Below are 21556 nucleotides of genomic sequence, written 5' to 3'. Positions count from 1 at the left end.
TCTGCGCAGTAATTGCCGGTTATCGGCCCGTGTCCCCAGCATGTGAGACGGCCGTCCCAAACAACTCCCGGCAGCCGCGCTTGACCACGGGGCTCGGCATTGGCAAGGTTTTGCAGGCTTCGCGCACACCGTACGGCAGACCAATCCCGTTTTTCCACTGAGGACGGACAAGCGGCGGTGATCGGGCCTGCGCCCACCGCCGCACCTGGAGGACTGAGTTGAGCCCCATCCGCTCCGCGAGCATCGCGGCGCTCGCATCGGCCGTGCTGGCCACCACGCTCACCGGCTGCCAGTTCGGCGGGGAGCAGCAGGACACCAGCCCCATCGTGGTCGCGGCGGACCTCGAGCTTTCCGGCGCCTCCGCGCCGCTCGGCAAGGTCTACCAACGGGCGCTGGAACTGAAGGTGGAGCAGTTGAACTCCTCCGGCGCGCTCGGCGGTCGAAAGATCGAGCTCAAGGTGAAGGACAACCGCTCGGACGCCGCCGAATCGTTGCGCAACATCAACGATTTCGCCAATGACTCACGGGTGACCGCCGTCATCATGGGCGGTTGCAACGAATGTGCGGTCGGCGCCGCCCGGACCATCGGTGACAAGCGCATTCCGACCATCGCGCTGGCGTCCGCCGGGGCCGTCACCCAGCCGGTTGCCGAACGCAAGTACGTCTTCAAGCTGGCCCCGAACGCCGCCGACAGCGCCGCCGCGCTCACCACCGAGCTGGCCCGGAAGGGCATCCGTAAGGTGGGGGTGCTGCACGGCGCCGACGAGTACGGCCAGGAGGGGCTGGCCGCGCTGAAGGGCGAGTTCGGCAAGGCCGGCATCCGGCTGCTCCGCGCCGAGGCGGTACGCCCCACCGACACCGACGTCAGCGGCCAGGTGTCGCAGCTGGTGGCGAAGAAACCGCAGGCGCTGATCATCTGGACCCCGCCCGAGCAGGCCTCGCTCGCGGCCAGCGCCGCCCGGGAGAACCGCTTCGGCGGGCCGCTCTTCCTCGACGCGGCGGCGGCGGGCGACCTGTTCCTCGGCACCTCGGCCGCGACGGAGCAGGCGACGCTGATCTTCACCCAGACCATGGTGATCGACGACGTCATCGCCACCACTCCGGCCAAGGCGGCCCGGCGGCAGTGGTTCCAGGACTACACCGCCCACTTCGGCGGCTACCACGGCTTCTCCTCGTTCGCCGCCGACGCCGTGCAGCTCATCGCGGACGCCGAGCTGCGCTCCGGCGGCGAGCCCGGGAAGGTGAACCGGGACGCCCTGCGCGACGTCCTGGAGACCTCGCAGCTCGACGGCCTCTCCGGCCCGATCCGGATGACCCCCGACAACCACTCCGGGCTGATGCCGCAGGCGTTGACGACGCTGGTGGCGCGGGGTGGGCGCTGGCGTCTCGCCGGCTGACTCACTTGCGCTTGGGGTGTTGCCCCCTCGCGCGTGGGGTGTGGCCCCAGCACAACCGGCTCCGGGCGGTCAGGAGGCGGGGGTGGTGGGGCCCACCATGCCCGGCTCCGGGCGGTCAGGCTTGATCCCTCCGCCGGTCATGGTGGGCCCCACCTTGGTCAATCTCGCGTGTCTACAGTCGACGTCGGGTCACCTGGCGGAGGTGGTGGCCTTGACCCAGGGGAGGGCCAGGCGTTCGACGAGGGTGAGGGCGGAGTAGAGCAGGATGCTCATCAGCGCCACCAGCACGATCGCCGCCCACGCCGTCGCGTAGTCCCCGATGCCGTTGTACTGGATGATCTGCTGGCCCAGCCCGGGTTGGTCCGAGTAGAACTCGCCGATCACCGCGCCGATCGCGGCGAGCGGCATGGCCACCTTCAACCCGACGAAGATCTGCGGCAGCGCGGCCGGGAAGCGCACCTTGCGGAACGCCTGCCACCACGACGCGTTCAGCGAGCGGGCCAGGTCGGCCATATCAGTCGGGGTGGTGGTCAGGCCGGTCGCAGTGGACAGCACGATCGGGAAGAAGCAGAGCAGGAACACCATGGTCAGGATGGGTTTCTCCCCCCAGCCCACGGCGACCACGAGCAGCGGCCCGAAGGCGATCTTCGGCACCGCGTTGACCGCCACCAGCAGCGGCGCGAACATCCGCTCCACCCGGCGGGAGGCGGCCAGGGTCATCCCGATCAGCACGCCGGCGAGCGACGAGAGCAGGAAGCCGAGCAGGGTCAACCAGATGGTGATCCCCAGCGCCGGCAGCAGCACGTCCGCCGACCCGGTCAGCGAGCGCCACACCGACTGCGGCGAGGGCAGCACCGCCGGGTGGACCAGGTGCAGGCCCGAGGTGACCAGCCACCAGGCCGCCACCGTGATCACCAGCCCGAGCGTCGGCAGCAGCACCGCAGCCGGGCGTACGGCCGCCCGGCGCGGGACGGCCGGGGCCTGCGCCGGCGGCTGCGGCGCCGGTGTCCCGCGATTGCTCTCGGTCAACTGCGTCAAGGTGTGCTCCTCTCTCGGCCGGCCAGACGACCGGCACGCGAAGGGGGTGCGCCCCGCCGGAACCCCGGCGGGCCGCACCCCCGTAGTCCGAGCCGGCCGGTCAGGCCTTCGGCGCGAGGTTGAAGTCGATGATCTGGTCGGGGGTCAGGTTCTGCTTGAGCGCGCCCGCGCCTTGGAGCAGCGCGATGGACTTGGCCACCCGGCCGCTGTCCAGGGTGCCGATCGCGGTGCCGGAGTTGCTGGACCGGACGTACGCGGCCATCAGCTCCAGCTCGGCGGCGGCCGCGGCCGGGTTGGTCGCCGGCACGTTCTTCTTCAGGAGGTCCGCCGCCTCCTTCGGGTTCGCCAGGCTGTACTCGAGGCCCTTGAGCAGCGCCGCGACGAAGCGCTTGACCATCTCCGGCTTCTCCTTGGCGATCTTGCTAGAGGTGATCAGCGCGTTGCCGTAGAGGTCCTGCATGACGTTGCTGTAGGGCAGCACGACCGGCGTCTTCTTGGTCACCGCCGCGACGGTCGGCTGGCCGACGACGAACTGGCCGATGCCGTCGACCTTGCCGGCGGCGAGATCGCCGATCAGCGCCTGCGCGTCATTGTTAACCCAGGTCACCTTGCTGGCGTCGATGCCGGCCAGCTTGGCGTACGTCCCGAAGAGGTTGTAAACGACGGAGAACTTGGTGTCGGCGAGCCGTTTGCCCTCCAGGTCCTTCGGCGTGGCGATGTTCTTGCCCTCGACCGAGACGATGGCGGCCATGGTGCGCTGCTGGATCGCCGCGACCGCGACGAAGTCCTTGGCCTCGCCGTTGCCCATCTGGAGGATGCCGCCGGTCAGGTCGATCGGGCCGAAGTCGGCCTGGCCACCGGTAATGGTCTGGATGACCTGGCCGGTGCCCTGGCCCGGCTTGATCTCCACGTCGAAGCCGGCCTCCTTGAAGAAGCCCTTCTCCTTCGCCACCCAGGCGTACGAGTCACGGCCGAAGTTGCCGAACGAGGTGAGGTAGGTCACCTTCTCCAGGGCGCCGCCAGCCGCGTTCTTGCTGCCCTCGGACTTGTCCGAGTCGCCGCTGCAACCGGCGACGAGGGCGAGGGCGGTGGCCAGCGCGGCGGCGGCGACCGTACGGGTCAGCCTTCTCATCTATGCACCATGTCCTTTCCGACCAGGCCATATCCGCCCGGACGGGTCGTGGTTCGACGGTGCCGGCAGGAGGGGACAACCAACCGGTCCGTCGGGAGGGGACTATTCGCGGGCAACAGCGTACGAGAAGGTGGTTGAGCAGCGGCGGGCGTCCGGGTTGCGGAACGGAAAAGAAGTTGCCTGACGGAAAGCGGACTGACGTCCACCCCGGACGGTGCTATGTCACGCCGATCCCGCTACGCTAGCCCGGCTCGTGTTCGCGACGTGGAAGGGAGCCGGCGGGCGATGATCCGACTGTCCGGGGTGTCCCGCACCTTCGACGGCCGCTCGGGGCGGGTCGAGGCGCTGCGCGGCATCGACCTCGACGTCGCCGAGGGCGAGTTCGTCGCCATCCTCGGCCGCTCCGGTTGCGGCAAGTCGACGCTGCTCCGCATGATCGCCGGTCTGCTCCCGCTCACCGCGGGCGAGCTCACCGTGGCCGGTACGCTGATCACGAAACCCCGCCGAGACATCGCCATGCTCTTCCAGCGGCCCGCGCTGCTGCCCTGGCGCACGGTGCTGGACAACGTCCTGCTGCCGGTGGAGATCTTCGGCTGGAGCCGGGCCAAGCACCGCGACCGGGCCCGCGAACTGCTGGAGATGGCCGGGCTCGGCGGCTTCGAGAAGCGCCTGCCCCACGAGCTCTCCGGCGGCATGCAGCAGCGGGTCTCGCTGTGCCGGTCGCTGATCGGCGAACCGCGCGTGATGCTCATGGACGAGCCCTTCTCGGCGCTCGACGCGCTCACCCGGGAGGAGCTCTCCGGCGAGCTCCAGCGGGTGCACATGGAGACGAAGGCCACCATCGTCTTCGTCACCCACTCGATCGACGAGGCGGTGCTGCTCGCCGACCGGGTGGTCGTGCTCAGCCCGCGCCCCGGCCGGATCCGCAAGGTGGTCGAGGTGGACGTCCCCCGGCCGCGTACCCTCGGCCGGCACGCGCACCTGGCCGACGTGGCCCGGATCAGCGCCGACCTGCACGAGCTGCTGATGGAGCGGGACGCGCCCGACGTGCCCGCGCAGCCGGAGCCGGTCGGGACGGCACGGCAGTGACCATGCGCGTGTCGGTGTTCACCGAGCCACACCGCGGGGCCAGCTACGACGACCAGCTCCGGTTCGCCCGGCGGGTGGAGGAGACCGGCTTCGAGGGCTTCCTCCGGGCCGACCACTACCGGTCCATGGGCGACGACCCGGGGCTGCCCGGCCCCACGGACGCCTGGCTGACGCTGGCCGCGCTGGCCCGGGAGACCTCCCGGATCCGGCTCGGCACGCTGGTCACCTCGGCGACCTTCCGGCTGCCCGGGCCGCTGGCCGTGATGGTCGCCCAGGTCGACCAGATGAGCGGCGGCCGGGTCGAGCTGGGCATCGGCGCCGGCTGGTACGAGCGGGAGCACACCGCCTACGGCATTCCGTTCCCCGCCGTCACCGAGCGGTTCGACCGGCTGGCCGAGCAGCTGGAGATCATCACCGGGCTGTGGCGCACCCCGGCGGGCGAGACCTTCAGCTTCGCCGGCGAGCACTACCAGCTCCTCGACGCACCCGCGCTGCCCAAGCCGGTGCAGCGGCCCGGCCCGCCGGTGATCGTCGGTGGGCGAGGCCCCAAGCGCACCCCCGAGCTGGCCGCCCGGTACGCCGACGAGTTCAACCTGCCGTTCAAGACCGTCGCCGAGACAGCCGCCGCGTACGACCGGGTACGCGAGGCGTGCGACCGGACCGGGCGCGCCGAGTCGGGGCGGCCGCCGCTGGTGCTCTCCGCCGGGGTGGTGGTGGCCATCGGCCGTACCGACGCGGAGGCGCAGCGCCGGGCCGCGCCGCTGCACGTGAAGAGCGCCCTCCCCCCGGAGGACCCGGTGATCGGCTCCCCCGCCCAGCTCGTCGACCGGCTCGGCGAGTTCGCCGCCGTCGGCGCCACCCGGGTGCACCTGCGCCTGATCGACTTCGACGACCTCGACCACCTGGAGCTCATCGCCGCCGAGGTGCTCCCCCAACTGGACGGAACCCGATGACCGACCTCTCCGCCGACCTCGAACTCGGCCCGGTGGGCCAGGAGATCGTCTTCGAGAACGACAAGGTGCGCGTCTGGCACATCCGCCTGGAGCCGGGTGAGCGGCAGCCGCTGCACCGGCACGACCACCCGTACCTGGTGGTCGCGATCCAGGGCGCGAAGAACGTGGTGCAGACGATCGACGGCACCACGATCGACGCCGACGAACCGACCGGCGGGGTGGTCTACCGCGACCCCGGCGCCGTGCACATGCTGACCAACGTCGGCGACACCACCTACCTGGCCCGGCTGGTCGAGCTGAAGTAACCACGCCGACACCGGCTCGCCGCCACAGAGTGGTAAGTGGCGATCGACCCCACCTGGCCGTAACGTGCCGGACATGGCCTTTCGGACGTGGGGCAGGCTGCTGCTCACGGCGCTCGTGGTGAGCCTGCTGGCCGGGGCCGGCCAGCTTGGCGTCGCGTACGGGTTCGGCGTCGTACGCCTCAACGGCGCGTTCATCGACGGCTCGGTCAACCGGTGGCCCGCCCAGCTTGCCTGGGTCGCCTGGTTCGCGGCGATCGCCGCGGTGACCGGTGCCGTCCTCACCCAACGGTTCGCCCGGCGGGACGGGCTGCCCGGCGGCACCAGCGAACAGCTCGCCGTCGCCGGCGCCGCCGCGCTGGGCGCGACCGTCGTCGCACCGCTGTGCATGCAGCCGGCCCGCGCGGCCGAGCTCGGCGGCACCATCGAGCCGGTGTGGGCGGTCGGCGTCTGCGCGATCCTCGGCGCGGTGGTCGGGGCCGGCGCCGCGATCGCCGTCCTGCTCAAGCCGCCGCTGGGCTGGAACATCGCGCTGAGCGCGGTGATCGTCTGGCTGCTCGCGCTGGTATCCGCCGCACCGTCGGTGGCCTCGGCGGGGCCACTGCTGAGCGTACGCCTCGGGGTCCTCGAACCGTCCTGGCTGGACCCCGCGCCGGCGCAACGCCTGGCCGCGCTGATCATGCCCACGGTGGCCCTGCTAGCCGGCGCGGCGGTCGGGGCGGTAGCCCGCCAGCGCGGCCACTCCCCGCTCATCGGCGGGGCGGCGGGCGCGGCGGGGCCGGTCCTGCTGGCCTTCGCGTACCTGACCGCCGGCCCCGGCGACGCGACCGACCGGTACCAGCTCGCCCCCTACTACGGGGCGCTGGTCGCGGTCGCCGCCGGCGCGCTCGGCTCGACCGCCACCACGGTGCTACGCCGGACGGTCGCCGCGGCCGAGACCGCCGCGATCGAGCCCACCGACATCCTCCAGCCCCTGCCGTCGTCGCCCGCCACCCCCGGCGACCCGGACCCCGCCGCCGACCCGGCCACCGGTCCCCTCACGGCCACCGGTTCCCTGACGGCCACCGGTTCCCTGACGGCCACCGGTTCCCTGACGGCCACCGGTTCCCTGACGGCCACTGGTTCCCTGACGGCCGCCGGTCCCCTCACGGCCACCGGCCCTCTGGGGGCTGAAGAGGGCACTTCTAGCGAACCGGACCGTCCCGAAGTTGGGCCCGAGGCGAGCCCTCGGGGTGCCGGTGCCGCCAGGCCCGCCCACTGGGACTGGCCGGTGCCCGCCGGCCTCACGCCGGCCCCCCGGGCGGCCCTTCCGCCCCGGACGGTCTCCGACCGCAGCCGCTCCGCGGACCGTCCCGCCATCGAGCCCACCGGCGGCGACGACCACGGAACCCGTAAGCACGCCGCTCTCGCTGACCGCACACCGTCCGCCCTGCCCAACACCTCCGCCGACCGCAGCGGTTCCGGCACGGACACCGCCTCCGCCGATCACACCGACTCCCTTGAGCACACCGCCGCCACCAAGCGTGGCTCCGCCGACGAACGCAGCTCCGTCGGCGAGCGCACTTCCGCCGACGAGCGCAGCTCCGCCGACGAGCCGACCTCGGCGGCCGAGCCCCCCGGCGGCAGTTCCGCCGACCAGCCGGCCTCCGCGGCCGAGGCCGACCCCGGCGGATCGGAGCAGGATGGCCACCAGGTCGGCGACGCCGGCGGCGAGGAGCCCGTCGTCGCGCGCGACGCCGAGGACGTGATGCGGAACCTGCGGGCCCCGGGACTGCTGCCCCCGACGCGGCGCACCTCCGCCATCGACGTGCTCGCCGCCGGGCACCCGGCCCCGCAAGCACCCGCCGAGCCGCAGGTAGCGACCGCCGGCGCACCGGCTTCGGCTTCAGCTCCGGCTCCTGCTTCAGACATGCTTCCGGAGCTGGTGCCATCGCCAGCACCGGACGTCGCGGCGTCGGCGGTCGCGGACGCGGCACCGCGCGCCGAGGCGCCGGTCACGGCAGAGCCTCACGCCGGCACGGCGCTCGGGAGGCCGGCCACGACGTCGGCCACCGTTCCGCCGGCCGAGCCGAACGGCGAGACCCCGGCGCGGGCGGACCGACCCGACTCGGCGACGCCGGCCCCCGTCGCGCGGCCGGCCGCCGGCCGCCGGTCCCGCCGGCAACCGCCGCCCGCGCCAGAGCCGATCCCGGCCGAGGCGGACAACGCCCGGCAGGACGAAGCCGAGACGAGCACCAGGCGACCGGCGGTGGACGCGACCGAGCCGGCCCAGGTTCGGCGCGACCGGACCGACGCAGCCGCATCGGCGAGCGCGCCGACGAACCCTGCGGCGAAGGCGGCGGCCGGTGCGGGCGAGCCGGGCTCGACCAGCACCCGCCCGGGCAGCCGATCCAGGCGCGGACGCAAGACTCGCACCAGCCCGGCCACCGCGACGACTCCGGCCGAGCCGACCGACACGGCGAACCCGGTCGCGGCGACCCCCACCGGGGCGACCCCGACCGAAGCGACGCCGGTCCCGGCGGCCCCGGCCAAAACGACGCCGCCCCAGACAAAGTCCGCCCAGACAAGCCCGGCTCAGGCGACCCGGGGCCAGGCGACCCGGGGTCAGGCGACGCAGCCCACCGCTCAACCGAGCGCGGACAGGCTGCCGCCGTCCCAGGGAACGCCAGCCCACGCGACCCTGGCCCGGCCGGCCGGGGACCAGGTCGCCCCCGACCGGGCGACGTCGGATCAGGCGACGTCGGACCAGGCGGCCCCGGCCCGGACCACCCGGATCGAAGCGATCCCGGCCGAGGCAGTCCCGGCCCCGGCGGCCCCGATCGAGGCGTCCCGGCCCCCGGTTGCTCCGACCGGGGCGCCTCAGGTCCCGGCCGCGCCGGTGGAGGCGACCCCGGCAGACGCCGCCGCGCCCACGGTCGACGTACCGGAACGCTCGGGGCCCCCGGCTACTCCGCCGGCCCCCCGGACGGCCGGCGATTTCGACCGCAGGACCAGCGGCCGGACCTCGCCGTTCGACGCTGGGCCGGCCGACGCCACGGCGAACCCCGCGACCGGCGACGGTGGACGGCGGACTCCCAGCTACTACTTCTCCGACGACGAGCCCGCCGCCCTGCCCAGCTCGGTCAACCCGCCAGCCTCGCCGCGCCCGCGCTTCCCGATCTTCGGGGACGTGACGGACCAGCTGGGCGGCGATCGGCCGACCGGGCCGGTGGCACCCCCGCCCAGCCCGCCGGCCGCAGCCGCGCCCGCACCGAGCCAACCGGTCGCGTCCGTGCCGAGCCAACCGCTCGCCCCACGGGACACCACCGGACCTGGCCCGGACAGCGAAGCGACCAGCGGCACGACGGATACTCCGGACCGGGCGGCGGCCGAGCCGACCCGGGCCGAGCCGATGCCGCGTCCCCGTCACCGAGCCCTGCCGGACCTGGGTCGGGACACCCGGTGGGACGCCTTCGCCAACGCCCGGCGGGCGAACCCCGTCCTCCCGAACGCCCCGCAGGCCGGCGGCCGGCACGCCGAGGCCGCAGGCCGGTCCGCGGCGGAGCTGGCCGAGGACCCAGGGGACGCGAAGTCGAAGCTCCGGGGCCTGTTCCGGCGCAACCGGGCCAAGAGCGGACCGGCTGACACCGCCCGCGAGCCCGAGTCGCTGGCGGCGCAGGACGAGGAGTACGTCGACTGGGTCGCCGGACTCGCCTCGGACTCCGACGGGCAGGACATCGCATCGCTGCGCGGCGGCCGCCACCACCGCGACTGACCCCGGGCCGGGCCGACCAGGCCTGGTCGGCCCGGTCCGGGGATGTTCAGGCCAACGGCAGATAGACCCGGGAACCGGACGACTGGAACTCGGCGGACTTGTCCCGCATGCCCCGCGCCGCGTAGTCCGCCAGCTCCTGAGTGATCTTCATGGAGCAGAACTTCGGCCCGCACATGGAGCAGAAGTGCGCCGTCTTCGCCGGCTGGGCGGGGAGCGTCGCGTCGTGGTACGACCGCGCGGTCTCCGGGTCGAGCGCGAGGTTGAACTGGTCCTCCCAGCGGAACTCGAACCGGGCCTTCGACAGCGCGTCGTCCCAGGCCTGCGCCCCGGGGTGCCCCTTGGCCAGGTCCGCCGCGTGCGCCGCGATCTTGTACGCGATCACGCCCGCCTTCACGTCGTCCCGGTCCGGCAGCCCGAGGTGCTCCTTCGGCGTGACGTAGCAGAGCATCGCCGTGCCGAACATGCCGATCATCGCGGCGCCGATGGCCGAGGTGATGTGGTCGTACGCGGGCGCGATGTCGGTGGTCAGCGGGCCGAGGGTGTAGAACGGCGCCTCGTGGCACCACTCCTGCTGGAGATCCACATTCTCCTTGATCTTGTGCATCGGCACGTGCCCCGGGCCCTCGATCATCACCTGGACGTCGTGCTCCCAGGCGATCTTCGTCAGCTCGCCGAGGGTCCGCAGCTCGGCGAACTGCGCCTCGTCGTTGGCGTCCGCGATGGAGCCGGGGCGCAGCCCGTCGCCGAGGGAGAACGTCACGTCGTAGCGGGCGAGGATCTCGCACAGCTCGCCGAAGTTGGTGTAGAGGAAGTTCTCCTCGTGGTGCGCCAGGCACCACGCGGCCATGATCGAACCACCCCGGGAGACGATGCCGGTCACCCGGTCCACGGCCAGCGGCACGTACGGCAGCAGCACCCCGGCGTGCACCGTCATGTAGTCGACGCCCTGCTCGGCCTGCTCGATCACTGTCTCGCGGAACACCTCCCAGCTCAGCTGCACCGGGTCGCCGCCGACCTTCTCCAGCGCCTGGTAGATCGGCACGGTCCCGATCGGCACCGGCGAGTTGCGCACGATCGCCTCGCGGGTCTCGTGGATCCGCTTCCCCGTCGACAGGTCCATCACGGTGTCCGCGCCCCAGCGGGTGGCCCAGGTCAGCTTCTCCACCTCCTCGGCGACCGACGAGGTCACCGCGGAGGTGCCGATGTTGGCGTTCACCTTCACCAGGAACGCCTTGCCGATGATCGCCGGCTCGCACTCCGGGTGGTTGACGTTGAGCGGCAGCACCGCCCGCCCGGCGGCGATCTCGTCCCGGACGAACTCCGGCGGCACGCCCTCCCGGATCGCCACGAACTCCATCTCCGGCGTGACCAGCCCCGCCCGCGCGTACGCGAGCTGGGTCGGTCGCTTCCCGTCGACACCGGCCAGCGGGGTGCCCGCCCCGCGCACCGGGGCGACGTCCCCGCGTTCGGCGATCCAGGGTCCGCGCAGCGGCGGCAGCCCCACCGCCGGGTCCGATCCCGGACCGGAGGTGTCGTAGAGCCGTACCGGCGGGTTGTCCCCGGTCAGCGCCACCTCGGCGAACGGCACCCGGATGTCCGGGCGTGCCCCCGCCACGTAGATCTTGCGTCGTGCCTGCATGACAGCCTCCTGTCGGCTCAGGCGGACCAGCCGAAGTGGTCCAGCGGGCCGGATCCCGCACCCAGTTCCCAGTCCCGCGCGCCGGCCAGCGCGCGGGCGACGTACTCCTTGGCGGCGGTGACCGCGACCGGCACCGGATCGCCCGCCGCCAGCCGGACGGCGATCGCCGCCGAGAACGAACAGCCGGTGCCGTGGTGGTGCCGGGTGACCACCCGGCAGCCGCGAAGCAGCGTGGTCGCCCCGCCGCCGGCCAGCACATCCACCGACCCACCCGCCGCGTCCACGTCGCCGCCGGTCACCACCACGTGCGCCGGCCCGGTCGCCGCGAGGGCCTCGGCCGCCGCGACCATCTCCTCGACCGTGGTCACCGGACGTCCGGTGAGCGCCGCGGCCTCCGCGCAGTTCGGCGTCGCCACCTCGGCGTACGGCAGCAGCCGCTGCACCGCCTCCACCACGCCGAGCCGGTGTCCACTGGTGGCGACCAGTACCGGGTCGACGACGAGCCGGGGCAGCCGGCCCGCCTCTGCCGCCTCGGCGATCGCATCGGCGACCGCCGGGGTGCCCAGCATGCCGGTCTTGACCGCGCGGACGTCGAAGTCGCCGAGCACGCTGTCGAGCTGGGCGCGGACGGTCTGCGGGGGCAGCGGCAGGACCGCGTCGACGCCCCTGGTGTTCTGCGCGGTGATCGCGGTGATGACGCTGGTGCCGTACGCGCCGAGGGCGGCGAAGACCTTGAGGTCCGCCTGGATGCCGGCACCGGCGCCGGAGTCGGATCCGGCGATGGTGAGTACTGTCCTTGGCGTCACTGGTGCCCCTCGGTTGCGGTTGAGAGCCGTGCTGTTGGGGGCTGCGGCCGACCGTGCCCACTCCGGGCGGTCAGGCTTGATCCCTCCGTGGGCACGGTCGGCCGCAGCCCTCTCGTGGGGGCCTCCGCCGGGGTGTGCCAGCTTTGCGGCACGGGGGTGATCGCCTGCTGATAGCTCTCGGTCAGCCGGGTGACCGCCTGGTGGAAGCTCTCGGTCAGCGTGGTGGCTGCCTCGGTTGGGTCTTCGGCGCGCATGATCGCGCCGAGCACCGCCACCCCTGCGGCTCCTGCCTCGACGCACGCCTCGACCTGTTCCGGCGTCTCGATGCCGCCCAACGCCAGGGTCGGCACCGGACTGACCTGCGCTAAGGTGGCGAGCCCGCGCGTGTTCAGGGGTGGGCCGTAGCCGGGTTTGGTCTTTGTGGGGAAGACCGGGGACAGCGTCACATAGTCCTCTGTGGTGAGTCGGCGCAGCTCCTGCTCGTCGTGGCAGGAGCGGCCGACCAGGCCGACGGGCGGCGGTGGGTACGGGCCGGCGGCGGGCAGGTGCACGGCGCCGCCGCCGAGCGGGTCCGGCCCGGCCACGATCAGGTTGCCTCCGACGTCGGCGAGGATCGCCCGCAGCTCGACGGCAAGGGCGGCACGCTCGGCGCGCGGCAGGTCCTTCTCCCGCAGCACCACCCACCGCACCCCCCCGCCCACGGCCGCTGCGATCACCTCGGGCAGCGGCCCCCGCGCCACCCGCCGATCCGTCAGCACCACGAGACCGGACGGCGCGGCGCTCGACGAGATCTTGGAGGAATCCGGCCCCTCCAGGGGCCCTCTCCTATCAAGAAACTGGTGACCAGCGGCAACCCGCGCGGTCACAGGTCCGGCCGTCCCTCGTCCGAGGTGGAGGCGAGGGCGTGGAAGCGGCGGGCGATCCGTCCCGCCCCGTACGCGAGCCGCCCGGACTGGACCGCGTACCGCATGGCGGTGGCCATCGCCACCGGGTCGGCGGCCCGGGTCACCGCGCTGGCCAGCAGCACCGCGTCGCAGCCCAGCTCCATGGCGAGCGCGGCGTCCGAGGCGGTGCCGATGCCGGCGTCGAGGATCACCGGCACGTCCACGCTCTGCCGGATCAGCCGGATGTGGTGCGGGTTGCCCACCCCCAGGCCGGAGCCGATCGGCGCACCGGCCGGCATCACCGCCGCGCAGCCCACGTCGGCCAGCCGCCGGGCCAGGACCGGATCGTCCGACGTGTACGGCAGCACGGTGAACCCGTCCGCCACCAGTTCCTCGGCGGCGCGCAGCAGCTCCACCCCGTCGGGCAGCAGCGTGCGCTCGTCGCCGATCACCTCCAGCTTCACCCAGTCGGTGTCGAACGCCTCCCGCGCCAGGTGAGCCACCTTCACGGCCTCCGACGCGGTGTGGCAGCCGGCCGTGTTCGGCAACACCCGTACACCGCACCGGTCGAGCAGGTCGAGCAGGCCGCCTGCGGTGCCCGGGGCGGTGTCCACCCGGCGCAGCGCCACGGTGACCAGCTCGGTGCCGGAGGCGCGGATCGCCTGCTCCAGCACGTGCAGGTTGGCGGCGCCGCCGGTGCCGAGGATGAGCCGGGAGCCGAACGCCGTCCCGCCGACCTCGAAGGCCATGCCGGTCACCCGCCCTGCGCGGCGCTGAGCACCTCGACCCGGTCGCCGTCGCGCAGGGTGGTCGCCGACCAGCCGCCGCGCGGCACGACCTCGCCGTTGACCGCGACCGCCAGGCCGCGCCGCTGATCGGTGACCTCCCCGACCACGTCGGCCACGGTCGCCTCGCCGGGCACCGTCCGCCCGGCACCGTTGACGATCAGTTCCACCTGCGCTCCTCCTCGGGTACGAAGCGGTCCGGGGTGAACGGGGCGAGCAGCGGATCCGGCTCGCCGGTGACGATCAGCTCGGTGACCAGGTCGGCGGTGACCGGGGTGAGCACGATGCCGTGCCGGTGGTGGCCGGTGGCCACGAGCACGCCCGGCCGGCCGGGCAGCGACCCGATGACCGGCGCATTGTCCGGCGTACCGGGGCGCAGCCCGGCGGACGCCTCGACCAGGTCGTACTCGGCCAGCTCGGGGACCAGGTCGACGGCGGCGCGGAGCAGCCGGAGCACCGCCCCGGCGGTCACCTCGGTGTCGGCGCGCTCCTCGACGGTCGCCCCGACCACCACCTCGCCGCTGTCCCGGGGCACCAGATAGATCGACTCGCCGTCGGCGTACCCCCGGATCACGTGCCGGAAGCCCGGCGCGCCGCGGCCGGGCGCGCGGAGCCGGAGCACCTGCCCCTTCACCGACCGGACCGGCAGCCCGGTGAGTGCCGCCGCGCCGCACCCGGCGGCGACCACGGTGACCCGGGCGTCCAGGTCGGAGAGTCGGGCGACCGGGGCGGGGTGCAGCGCGGCGCCGGCCCGTTCGGCTGCCGCCCGCAGCGCGGGCACCAGCCGGCGCGGGTCGACCTGATGGTCGCCGGGCGCGACCGCGCCGCCGCGCACCCGGGGGGCCAGCGCCGGCTCCCGGTCCCGCAGCGCCGAGGGGCGCAGCGGCGTGATCGGCAGCCCCAACCCCTGCTGGTACGCCCAGAGTCGGCGAGCCTCGGCCAGGTCGTCGGCGGTCAGCCCGACCACCAGCGTGCCGTCGGTGCGGTACCCGACGTCGGCGCCGGCGGCCTCGGCGAGCTCGGCGGCGAAGGCCGGCCAGCGGGCGGCGGAGTCGGCGAGCAGCGCGGTCAGCTCGTGCTCCCCGAAGTACGCCTCGGCCACCGGCGACAGCATCCCGGCCGCCACGTGCGACGCCCCGGAGCCCGGTGCCGGATCGTGGACGACCACCCGCAGCCCGCGCTGCGCGCACCGCCACGCGATCGACAGCCCGACCGGTCCCGCCCCCACGACGGCGACGTCCACAAGGAAGGGTCCCTGGTTGACGCCGCCGGTAGCGGAGGGGTGCCTGCTCAACACGCCAGCGCTCCCAGCAGCTCGGCCGTCGCCCGAGCGGGATCGGCCGTCCCCGACAGCGCCCCGACCACCGCCACCCCGTACGCCCCGGCGGCGCGCAGCGCCGGCACGCTCGCGGCGGTCACCCCGCCGATGGCGATCACCGGCACGTCCACTGCCTCGACGACCGCACGTACGCCGGCGGGGCCGATCGGGTCGGGCAGCCCGGCCTTGGTGGTGGTGGCGTGGCAGGGGCCCACGCCCAGGTAGCTGGCCCCGGCGGCGACGGCCGCCGCGGCGGTCCCCGGTTCCCGCGCGGTGGCGCCGAGCACGGCGGCCGAGCCGAGCACCTGGCGGGCGGCTGCCACGGGCAGGTCGTCCGCACCGACGTGACCGCCGGCCGCGTCCACCGCGAGCGCCACGTGCAGCCGGTCGTTGAGCAGACAGGCCGCGCCGTACGGCCGGCACAGGGCGACGACCCGGCGGGCCAGCTCGTACGCCTCCCGGTCGGTGGCGTCGTCTGCTACCCGGACCTGGACGACCAGTTCGGCGCGGGCGACCGGCAGTGCGGCGCGCAGCACGGCGAGCGGGTCCCGCCCCGGCCGGGTGTCGGTGATCAGATGCAGACGTCCCAGGGACGGCACGGCAACACTCCTCCCTGCGCCGGCATTACCCGGATCAGGTTCGACGGTCGGGGGCTGCAGCCCCCCTCTCAGCCCGGTGCACCGGGCTCCCGTGGGTCACTTGCGGCCTACCGTACGACGCCCGCCACGGATCCGCCAAGGGCGGGTGACACATTTCCCACCCACCGTCGGCTGTGGAGGGCACGGACAGCAAGTGCTCACCCGGTCACGCCATGCTGTCCTGATGCCCGGATGAGCGGCGGACAGCGCGCTGCCCCGGTGCCGTGGGACGGCGCCGGGGCAGCGGGTGTGCGGGTCGAATCAGAGGATGGCGTCGAGGGCGGCCAGGTCCTCGTCGGTGGGCTGCCAGGTCCCCGCCTCGGCGTTGGCGCGCACCTGCTCGGGCGTGGTGGCGCCGGCGATCACCGAGGTCACCGCGGGGCGCGCGGCGAGTCCGCCGATGGCCACCTGGAGCATCGAGATGCCGCGCTCCGCCGCGTACGACCTGATCGCCTCGATGGTGTCCCAGTCCGCCGCGGCCAGCCGCTCGGCGTACCGGCCGCCGCCGGCGAGCCGGCTGCCGGCGGGCGGCGCCTCGCCGCGGTGGTACTTGCCGGTGAGCAGGCCGTTGGCCAGCGGGAAGAACGGCAGCATGCCCAGGCCGAACCGCTCGCAGGCCGGGATGACCTCGGCCTCCACGCCCCGCTCCAGCAGGCTGTAGTGGTTCTGCGCGGAGATGAAGCGGGTGCGGCCCTGGGAGGACGCGGTCCAGTCGGCGTCGGCGATCTGCCAGCCGGCGAAGTTCGAGTTGCCGAGGTAGCGGACCTTGCCGGCGCGGACCAGGTCGTCCAGGGCGGCAAGGGTTTCGTCGATCGGGGTGTCCGGGTCGGGTTCGTGCATCTGGTACAGGTCGATGTGGTCGGTGCCGAGCCGGCGCAGCGACGCCTCCACCGCGCGCGCGATGTAGCGGCGGGCGCCCCGGGCACCGAAGTCCGGCCCGTTCAGGCCGTGCATGTCCATGCCGAACTTGGTGGCGACCACCACGTCGTCGCGGTGGCCCTTGAGCGCCTGCCCGAGCAGTTCCTCGGAGCCGCCCTGCGGTTCGCCGTAGATGTCGGCGGTGTCGAAGAAGTTGATGCCGGCATCGAGCGCGGCCTCGACCACCGCCCGGGTGCCGTCGAGGTCGAGCTTGCGGCCGAAGTTGTTGCAGCCGACGCCGACCACGGACACCACGAGCCCGGAGTCGCCCAGCCGGCGGTACGTCATCTCACTCACGAGATCCACCCTATGCCCAGGCGCGGACCAGCATCCGGGTGAGTCGTTCATGCCATCAAGTTCGTAGCGGCGCGCCGTCCCCCTGCCACCGGTCCCGGCACACCGGCACCGGTCCGCCGCCGCCCGGCCCGCTCAGCCGAGCACGTCGGCGACCAGCCGCCGCGCGGCCGCCAGGGTCCGTGCCAGCTCCTCCGGGGTACGACCGACCTCAGCGAGCAGCCCGTACGCCCGGGACACGAAGTCGGGCGGCGCATCGGGCAGCCGGCCGGCCGAGGCGATCATCCCCTTCTCGTTGACCAGCCACCGCCCAGCCCGGCCGTGCAGCGCCTGGACCAGCACCCCGACCGCCCGGAACAGGCAGCCCGCCACGTACGCGCTGTCCCCGGCGGCGGCACCCTTGGCCGCCCCGTCGAGCAGGAAACCCGCCTCCCACCCGCCGGCCACCAGGGCCTTCCCCAGCGCGGGCGGATACGCCTGCGTCTCCGACCGCAGCGCGGTCAGCTCCCCGGTCGGGTCGCCGAGCACCCGGCCCAACGCCAACTCGCCTGCGTACGCGTGCGAGTAGAAACCGAGCGGGTGCCCGGCCTGCACGCCCACCGTGTAGCGGCCGGCTCGGCAGTCGGCCCAGACCGCGTGCACCCGGTCGAGGTCGCGGTAGATCCAGTCCACCGCCACCCCGCCGACGCGCAGCCAGCCACCGCCGTCGACCCACGGCCCCCAGCCGCCGGGCGCGGTGAGCTGCGCCTCGGCGTCGGCGACGGCGGCCACGGCCCGCAGCCCGGCCACGTCCAGCGGGCCCCGGTAGTAGAGGCCCAGGTCCCAGTCGGAGTCCGGGCGGTGCTCGCCCCGGGCCCGGCTGCCGCCGAGCGCCACGGCGACCACCCCGTTGACCGCGCAGAGCCGGTCGACCAGCGCGGCGTCGATCACGCCACGTCCCAGACCGGCTCGGGGGTCTCGACCACCTCACCGTCGCCGCGAAACAGCACGAACCGCTCGAAGGAGCGGGTGAACCACCGGTCGTGGGTCACCGCGATCACCGTCCCCTCGAAGGCGGCCAGTCCCGCTTCGAGCGCCTCGGCGGAGGCCAGGTCGAGGTTGTCGGTCGGCTCGTCGAGCAGCAGCAGGGTCGCGCCGGAGAGTTCCAGCAGCAGCACCAGGAAGCGGGCCTGCTGGCCCCCGGAGAGGGTGCCGAACCGCTGGTCGCCCTGCCCGGCCAGCTCATACCGGGACAGCGCCGCCATCGCCGCGTGCCGGTCCATCCCGGCCCGGTGCTCGTCACCCCGCCAGAGGATGTCGACCAGCGTCTTCTCCATCAGCTCCGGGCGGTCGTGGGTCTGCGAGAAGTGGCCGGGCCGGACCCGGGCGCCGAGGCGTACCACCCCGTCGTGGGCGACGGGCGCGAGCGCCGCCGCGCCGTCGACCGGGCTGTTGGCCGGGTCCGGGTCGGTGCCGCCGCGGGCGAGCAGACGGAGGAAGTGCGACTTGCCCGTCCCGTTCGCGCCCAGCACGGCGACCCGGTCGCCGTACCAGAGCTCCAGGTCGAAGGGGTAGGTCAGGCCGTCGAGCTCGAGCTGCTCGGCGATCACCGCGCGCTTGCCGGTGCGCCCGCCGGTCAGCCGCATCCGGATGTCCTGGTCCTTCGGGGGTACGGGCGGGGGCCCGGCCTCCTCGAACTTGCGCAACCGGGTCTGCGCGGCCTGGTAGCGCGAGGCCATCCCGTCGTTGTACGCGGCTTTCTGCTTGTACATCAGCATCAGCTCGCGCAGCTTCTGGTGCTCCTCGTCCCAGCGCCTGCGCAGCTCGTCGAGGCGGGCGTGCCGGGCCACCCGCGCCTCGTGCCAGCTGGCGAAGCCGCTCGGGTGCACCCAGGCGCTGCCGCCCTCGACGGCGACCACCCGGTCGGCGGTCTGCGCCAGCAGCTCGCGGTCGTGCGAGACGTAGAGCACCGACTTGCCGGACTCGCGCAGCCGCGCCTCCAGCCACCGCTTGCCCGGTACGTCGAGGAAGTTGTCCGGTTCGTCGAGGAGGAGCACCTCGTCGGTGCCCCGGAGCAGCAGTTCGAGGGCGAAGCGCTTCTGCTGGCCGCCGGAGAGGGTCCGCACCGGACGGTCCCGGGCGGCGTCCCACGGCAGGTCGAGGACGATGGTGGCGACGGTGTCGAAGAGCACCTCGGCGTCGTACCCGCCGACCTCGCCCCAGGCGGCGAGCGCGTCCGCGTACGCGAGCTGGGCCTTGCCGGCGGCGCTGCTGTACTTGCCGCGGACCTCGGCCGCCCGCATGGCCGCCTCGGTCTCGGCGAGGCGGTGGCCGGCGTCGCGCAGCGCCGGCGGGGCGAGCGAGAGCGCCAGGTCGGCGAGGGTCGAGTCGTCCCCGATCATGCCGATGAACTGCCGCATCACGCCGAGGCCGCCGGAGCGGGCGATCGCGCCGGTCTTCACCGGCAGGTCGCCGGCGACCATCCGGAGCAGCGTGGTCTTGCCGGCGCCGTTGGGGCCGACCAGGGCCACCTTGGCGCCCTCACCGACCCGGAACGACACCTCGGCGAAGAGCTCCCGGCCGTCCGGGAGCAAGTGACCGACCCCTGCCACGTCCACGTATCCCACGCGGGCATCCTGCCCGAGAGGCCGCCCCGAACGACACTCGATTACCGGGTGACCCGCAGTACCCGGTAGCCCTTCTGGCTGGCGTGCCGCTCGACCTGCCAGCCCTGCTCGACCAGCCAGCGCTGCAGCGAGTCGCCGCCGAGGTGCCGGGCGACGACCAGCCACGCCATCCCGTCCGGGGCGAGCCGGGGCAGCCAGCGCCGCAGCAGCTCGTGCAGTTCCGGCTTGCCGATCCGGATCGGCGGGTTGGACCAGATCTCGGCGAAGGAGAGGTCGGCCGGCACCTCGTCCGGCGCCGCCACCCGGACCCGGTCGGCGGCGCCCACCCGGGCGGCGTTGCCGGCGGTGAGCTCGCGGGCCCGCTCGTTGACGTCGACCGCCCAGACCGCGGCGGCCGGCGCGCTGGTGGCGAGTACGCAGGTGATCGGCCCGAATCCGCAGCCGAGGTCGAGCAGCGGTCCGGTGGCGGCGGCGCTCGGCAGCTCGGCCTTGCGCAGCAGGACGGCGGTGCCGGGGTCGAGCCGGTCGGCGGAGAAGACCCCGCCGGCCGAGGCGAGGGTGTAGTCGCGCCCGGCGACGGAGAACTCGACCTCGCGCGGCTGGGCAGCGGTCGTGGGTTCAGCGGTGAAGTAGTGGTCGCCGGTCACGTCGGGCATTGTCGCACCGGGCCGGGACGGTGCCGTCGACGGTGCTCGGGGCATGCGGCGCCAGCCAGGTGCCCGAGGCGGGCGAAAAAGAGATGCGACACCACTTCGCTTGATTTCCCCGAAATTACCCTCGAAAGGGACAATGGGCCCTAGGGTAACGCACATGGTGTATCGGTACGAGTCCGATGAGGACGCCTTCCTGGAGTTCCCGAGGCCCGGGTCGGACCCGTCCGTACCCGGGACACCGCCACCGCCGGGTCCCTCGCCGTCCCGCTTCCCCACCCCGTCGCTGCCCCCGCCGGTGCGGCGCACCCGGCCACCCGTCGACGTCGACCCCGCCCCCACGCCCGCCCCGGTGCCGGCCCGGTCCGGATCCGGTCGGGCGGTCGTCTCCCGGGACACCGTGCCGCAGCCGCCGCCCGCCGCCGCACCGCACCGGCCGGCGCCACCTGCGGCCACCGCCGCGTCGCGCCCACCCGCGGCGGCTCCGGAGGCCCCGGTCGCCGCTACGGTCGACGAGCTGGACCTGTCCGAGCCCCGCCAGGTCGACCGCAAGCGTGGCGGCGGCCGGACCTGGCAGGTGCTGATCGGCGGTGCCGCCGTGCTGGTGCTGCTCGCGCTCTGCGGCCTGGCCGTCGCCGCCCTGCTCCAGGACCGGACCGGCACGCCGACGGCCGGTCAGCAGACCGGGCAGCCGGCGGTGGAGCAGTCGGCCGTGGCCGACGGGAAGGACCTGGACTCCCGGGACACCGACCAGTCGGCGCTCACCGCCAAGGAGGTCTTCCCGGGGCGGCAGCTGGTGGTCACCAGCGGCCAGCCGGCCTACCAGGTGCTCAAGTCGCAGTCCAGCGGCAGCTGCGCGGTGGCGGCGACCGGCGAGATCGCGGACCTGCTGGTCCGCCTCGGCTGCAACCAGGTGGTCCGGGCGACCCTCCGCTCCCCCGACGGGGCCTACCTGCTCACCGCCGGCCTGTTCAACCTGACCGACGTGGCCAGCGCCCAGCGGGCCCGGGACCGGATGCGGCAGCTGCTTGACGAGCGCCAGGGCCGGCTGCAGGGCATGTCCGTCGACGCCAGCACCGAGGCCGTGGCCAAGGGCGCCGCCCGGGTCGGCTGGCAGGTACGCGGCCACTACCTCGCCTACTGCGTGGTCACCCGCGCCGACGGGCAGCGGATCAGCTCCACCGACGCCAAGGCGCGCGACATCCTGTACGACCTGATCGAGGTCCACCTGAACCGCGGCGTGCTGGAGCGTCGGGCGAACAGCGGGGTGGCCAGCCAGCCCACCCAGCCGCAGACCGACGACACCGCCGGCCAGGACGGGACCACCCAGCGGAACACCCGGAACAACTGACC

Annotated in this window: 18 protein-coding genes, 1 pseudogene and 1 riboswitch; of the genes and pseudogenes, 6 read left to right on the top strand and 13 right to left on the bottom strand. The window is 73.9% G+C overall.

Features of this window, described 5'->3' with window-relative positions; genetic code table 11:
- Positions 1-218 precede the first annotated feature (218 nt).
- Positions 219-1397: an ABC transporter substrate-binding protein gene (locus tag FXF52_RS02485; protein WP_148793517.1), complete on the top strand. Its 1179-nt coding sequence runs from the start codon at positions 219-221 to the stop codon at positions 1395-1397.
- Between the two features lie 189 nt (positions 1398-1586).
- Here FXF52_RS02485 and FXF52_RS02480 read toward each other — a convergent pair whose 3' ends face one another.
- Both FXF52_RS02480 and FXF52_RS02475 read right to left on the bottom strand, forming a co-directional pair.
- Complete coding sequence (locus FXF52_RS02480) at positions 1587-2426, bottom strand: ABC transporter permease (RefSeq protein WP_370517871.1); 840 nt, start codon at positions 2424-2426, stop codon at positions 1587-1589.
- Positions 2427-2535: 109 nt separating this feature from the next.
- Positions 2536-3567 (bottom strand): ABC transporter substrate-binding protein, encoded by a 1032-nt coding sequence (locus FXF52_RS02475; protein WP_148793513.1) that lies wholly within the window; start codon positions 3565-3567, stop codon positions 2536-2538.
- Positions 3568-3852: 285 nt separating this feature from the next.
- On the opposite strand from FXF52_RS02475, the gene FXF52_RS02470 reads away from it, so the two are divergent.
- The 4 genes from FXF52_RS02470 to FXF52_RS42825 all read left to right on the top strand — a co-directional run bounded on the left by FXF52_RS02470 (position 3853) and on the right by FXF52_RS42825 (position 9665).
- Complete coding sequence (locus FXF52_RS02470) at positions 3853-4656, top strand: ABC transporter ATP-binding protein (protein WP_148793511.1); 804 nt, start codon at positions 3853-3855, stop codon at positions 4654-4656.
- A 2-nt stretch (positions 4657-4658) separates the two neighbouring features.
- Positions 4659-5609: an LLM class F420-dependent oxidoreductase gene (locus tag FXF52_RS02465; protein WP_148793509.1), complete on the top strand. Its 951-nt coding sequence runs from the start codon at positions 4659-4661 to the stop codon at positions 5607-5609.
- Entirely contained in the window at positions 5606-5914 is a 309-nt protein-coding gene (locus FXF52_RS02460; protein ID WP_148793507.1) for a cupin, read from the top strand. The genes FXF52_RS02465 and FXF52_RS02460 overlap by 4 nt, the downstream gene beginning before the upstream one ends.
- Positions 5915-5987: 73 nt before the next feature.
- Positions 5988-9665: a hypothetical protein gene (locus FXF52_RS42825; RefSeq protein WP_255471700.1), complete on the top strand. Its 3678-nt coding sequence runs from the start codon at positions 5988-5990 to the stop codon at positions 9663-9665.
- Between the two features lie 46 nt (positions 9666-9711).
- On the opposite strand, the gene thiC is transcribed toward FXF52_RS42825, so the two are convergent.
- From thiC to FXF52_RS02400, 11 genes and pseudogenes are all read right to left on the bottom strand, one after another.
- Complete coding sequence (gene thiC / locus FXF52_RS02450; protein WP_148793505.1) at positions 9712-11304, bottom strand: phosphomethylpyrimidine synthase ThiC; 1593 nt, start codon at positions 11302-11304, stop codon at positions 9712-9714.
- A gap of 17 nt (positions 11305-11321) precedes the next feature.
- Positions 11322-12110, bottom strand: a complete 789-nt coding sequence (gene thiD, locus FXF52_RS02445; protein WP_148793502.1) for a bifunctional hydroxymethylpyrimidine kinase/phosphomethylpyrimidine kinase — start codon at positions 12108-12110, stop codon at positions 11322-11324.
- Between the two features lie 203 nt (positions 12111-12313).
- Positions 12314-12901 (bottom strand): annotated as a pseudogene (locus FXF52_RS02440) (thiamine phosphate synthase); the annotation flags it as partial.
- A 71-nt stretch (positions 12902-12972) separates the two neighbouring features.
- Complete coding sequence (locus FXF52_RS02435; protein ID WP_148793500.1) at positions 12973-13752, bottom strand: thiazole synthase; 780 nt, start codon at positions 13750-13752, stop codon at positions 12973-12975.
- Positions 13749-13949 (bottom strand): sulfur carrier protein ThiS, encoded by a 201-nt coding sequence (thiS, locus tag FXF52_RS02430; RefSeq protein ID WP_148793498.1) that lies wholly within the window; start codon positions 13947-13949, stop codon positions 13749-13751. Before thiS ends, FXF52_RS02435 begins: the two co-directional genes overlap by 4 nt.
- On the bottom strand, positions 13940-15076 hold the full coding sequence (gene thiO, locus FXF52_RS02425) for a glycine oxidase ThiO (protein WP_148793497.1): 1137 nt from the start codon (positions 15074-15076) through the stop codon (positions 13940-13942). The genes thiS and thiO overlap by 10 nt, the downstream gene beginning before the upstream one ends.
- The gene (thiE, locus tag FXF52_RS02420; protein WP_148793495.1) at positions 15070-15696 is read right to left on the bottom strand and encodes a thiamine phosphate synthase; all 627 of its coding nucleotides are present in this window, start codon (positions 15694-15696) and stop codon (positions 15070-15072) included. The genes thiO and thiE overlap by 7 nt, the downstream gene beginning before the upstream one ends.
- Positions 15691-15798, bottom strand: a riboswitch (TPP riboswitch). (Overlaps the previous gene by 6 nt.)
- A gap of 198 nt (positions 15799-15996) precedes the next feature.
- Positions 15997-16959, bottom strand: coding sequence for an aldo/keto reductase (locus FXF52_RS02415; protein WP_187413284.1), 963 nt, complete (start codon positions 16957-16959; stop codon positions 15997-15999).
- Between the two features lie 123 nt (positions 16960-17082).
- Entirely contained in the window at positions 17083-17877 is a 795-nt protein-coding gene (locus FXF52_RS02410) for a nucleotidyltransferase family protein (RefSeq protein ID WP_148793493.1), read from the bottom strand.
- Positions 17874-19553, bottom strand: a complete 1680-nt coding sequence (locus FXF52_RS02405; protein ID WP_148793491.1) for an ATP-binding cassette domain-containing protein — start codon at positions 19551-19553, stop codon at positions 17874-17876. The genes FXF52_RS02410 and FXF52_RS02405 overlap by 4 nt, the downstream gene beginning before the upstream one ends.
- A 41-nt stretch (positions 19554-19594) precedes the next feature.
- A complete protein-coding gene (locus FXF52_RS02400) occupies positions 19595-20200 on the bottom strand; it encodes a class I SAM-dependent methyltransferase (protein ID WP_148793489.1) in 606 nt (201 codons plus the stop codon).
- A 163-nt stretch (positions 20201-20363) separates the two neighbouring features.
- Between FXF52_RS02400 and FXF52_RS02395 the strand changes: the two genes are divergently transcribed.
- Positions 20364-21554, top strand: a complete 1191-nt coding sequence (locus FXF52_RS02395) for a hypothetical protein (protein ID WP_255471698.1) — start codon at positions 20364-20366, stop codon at positions 21552-21554.
- Positions 21555-21556: the final 2 nt, after the last annotated feature.

Origin of the sequence: Micromonospora sp. MP36, from assembly GCF_008119785.1 — a bacterium.
Lineage (GTDB): Bacteria > Actinomycetota > Actinomycetes > Mycobacteriales > Micromonosporaceae > Micromonospora.
This window is presented reverse-complemented; position numbering and strand designations above follow the sequence as displayed.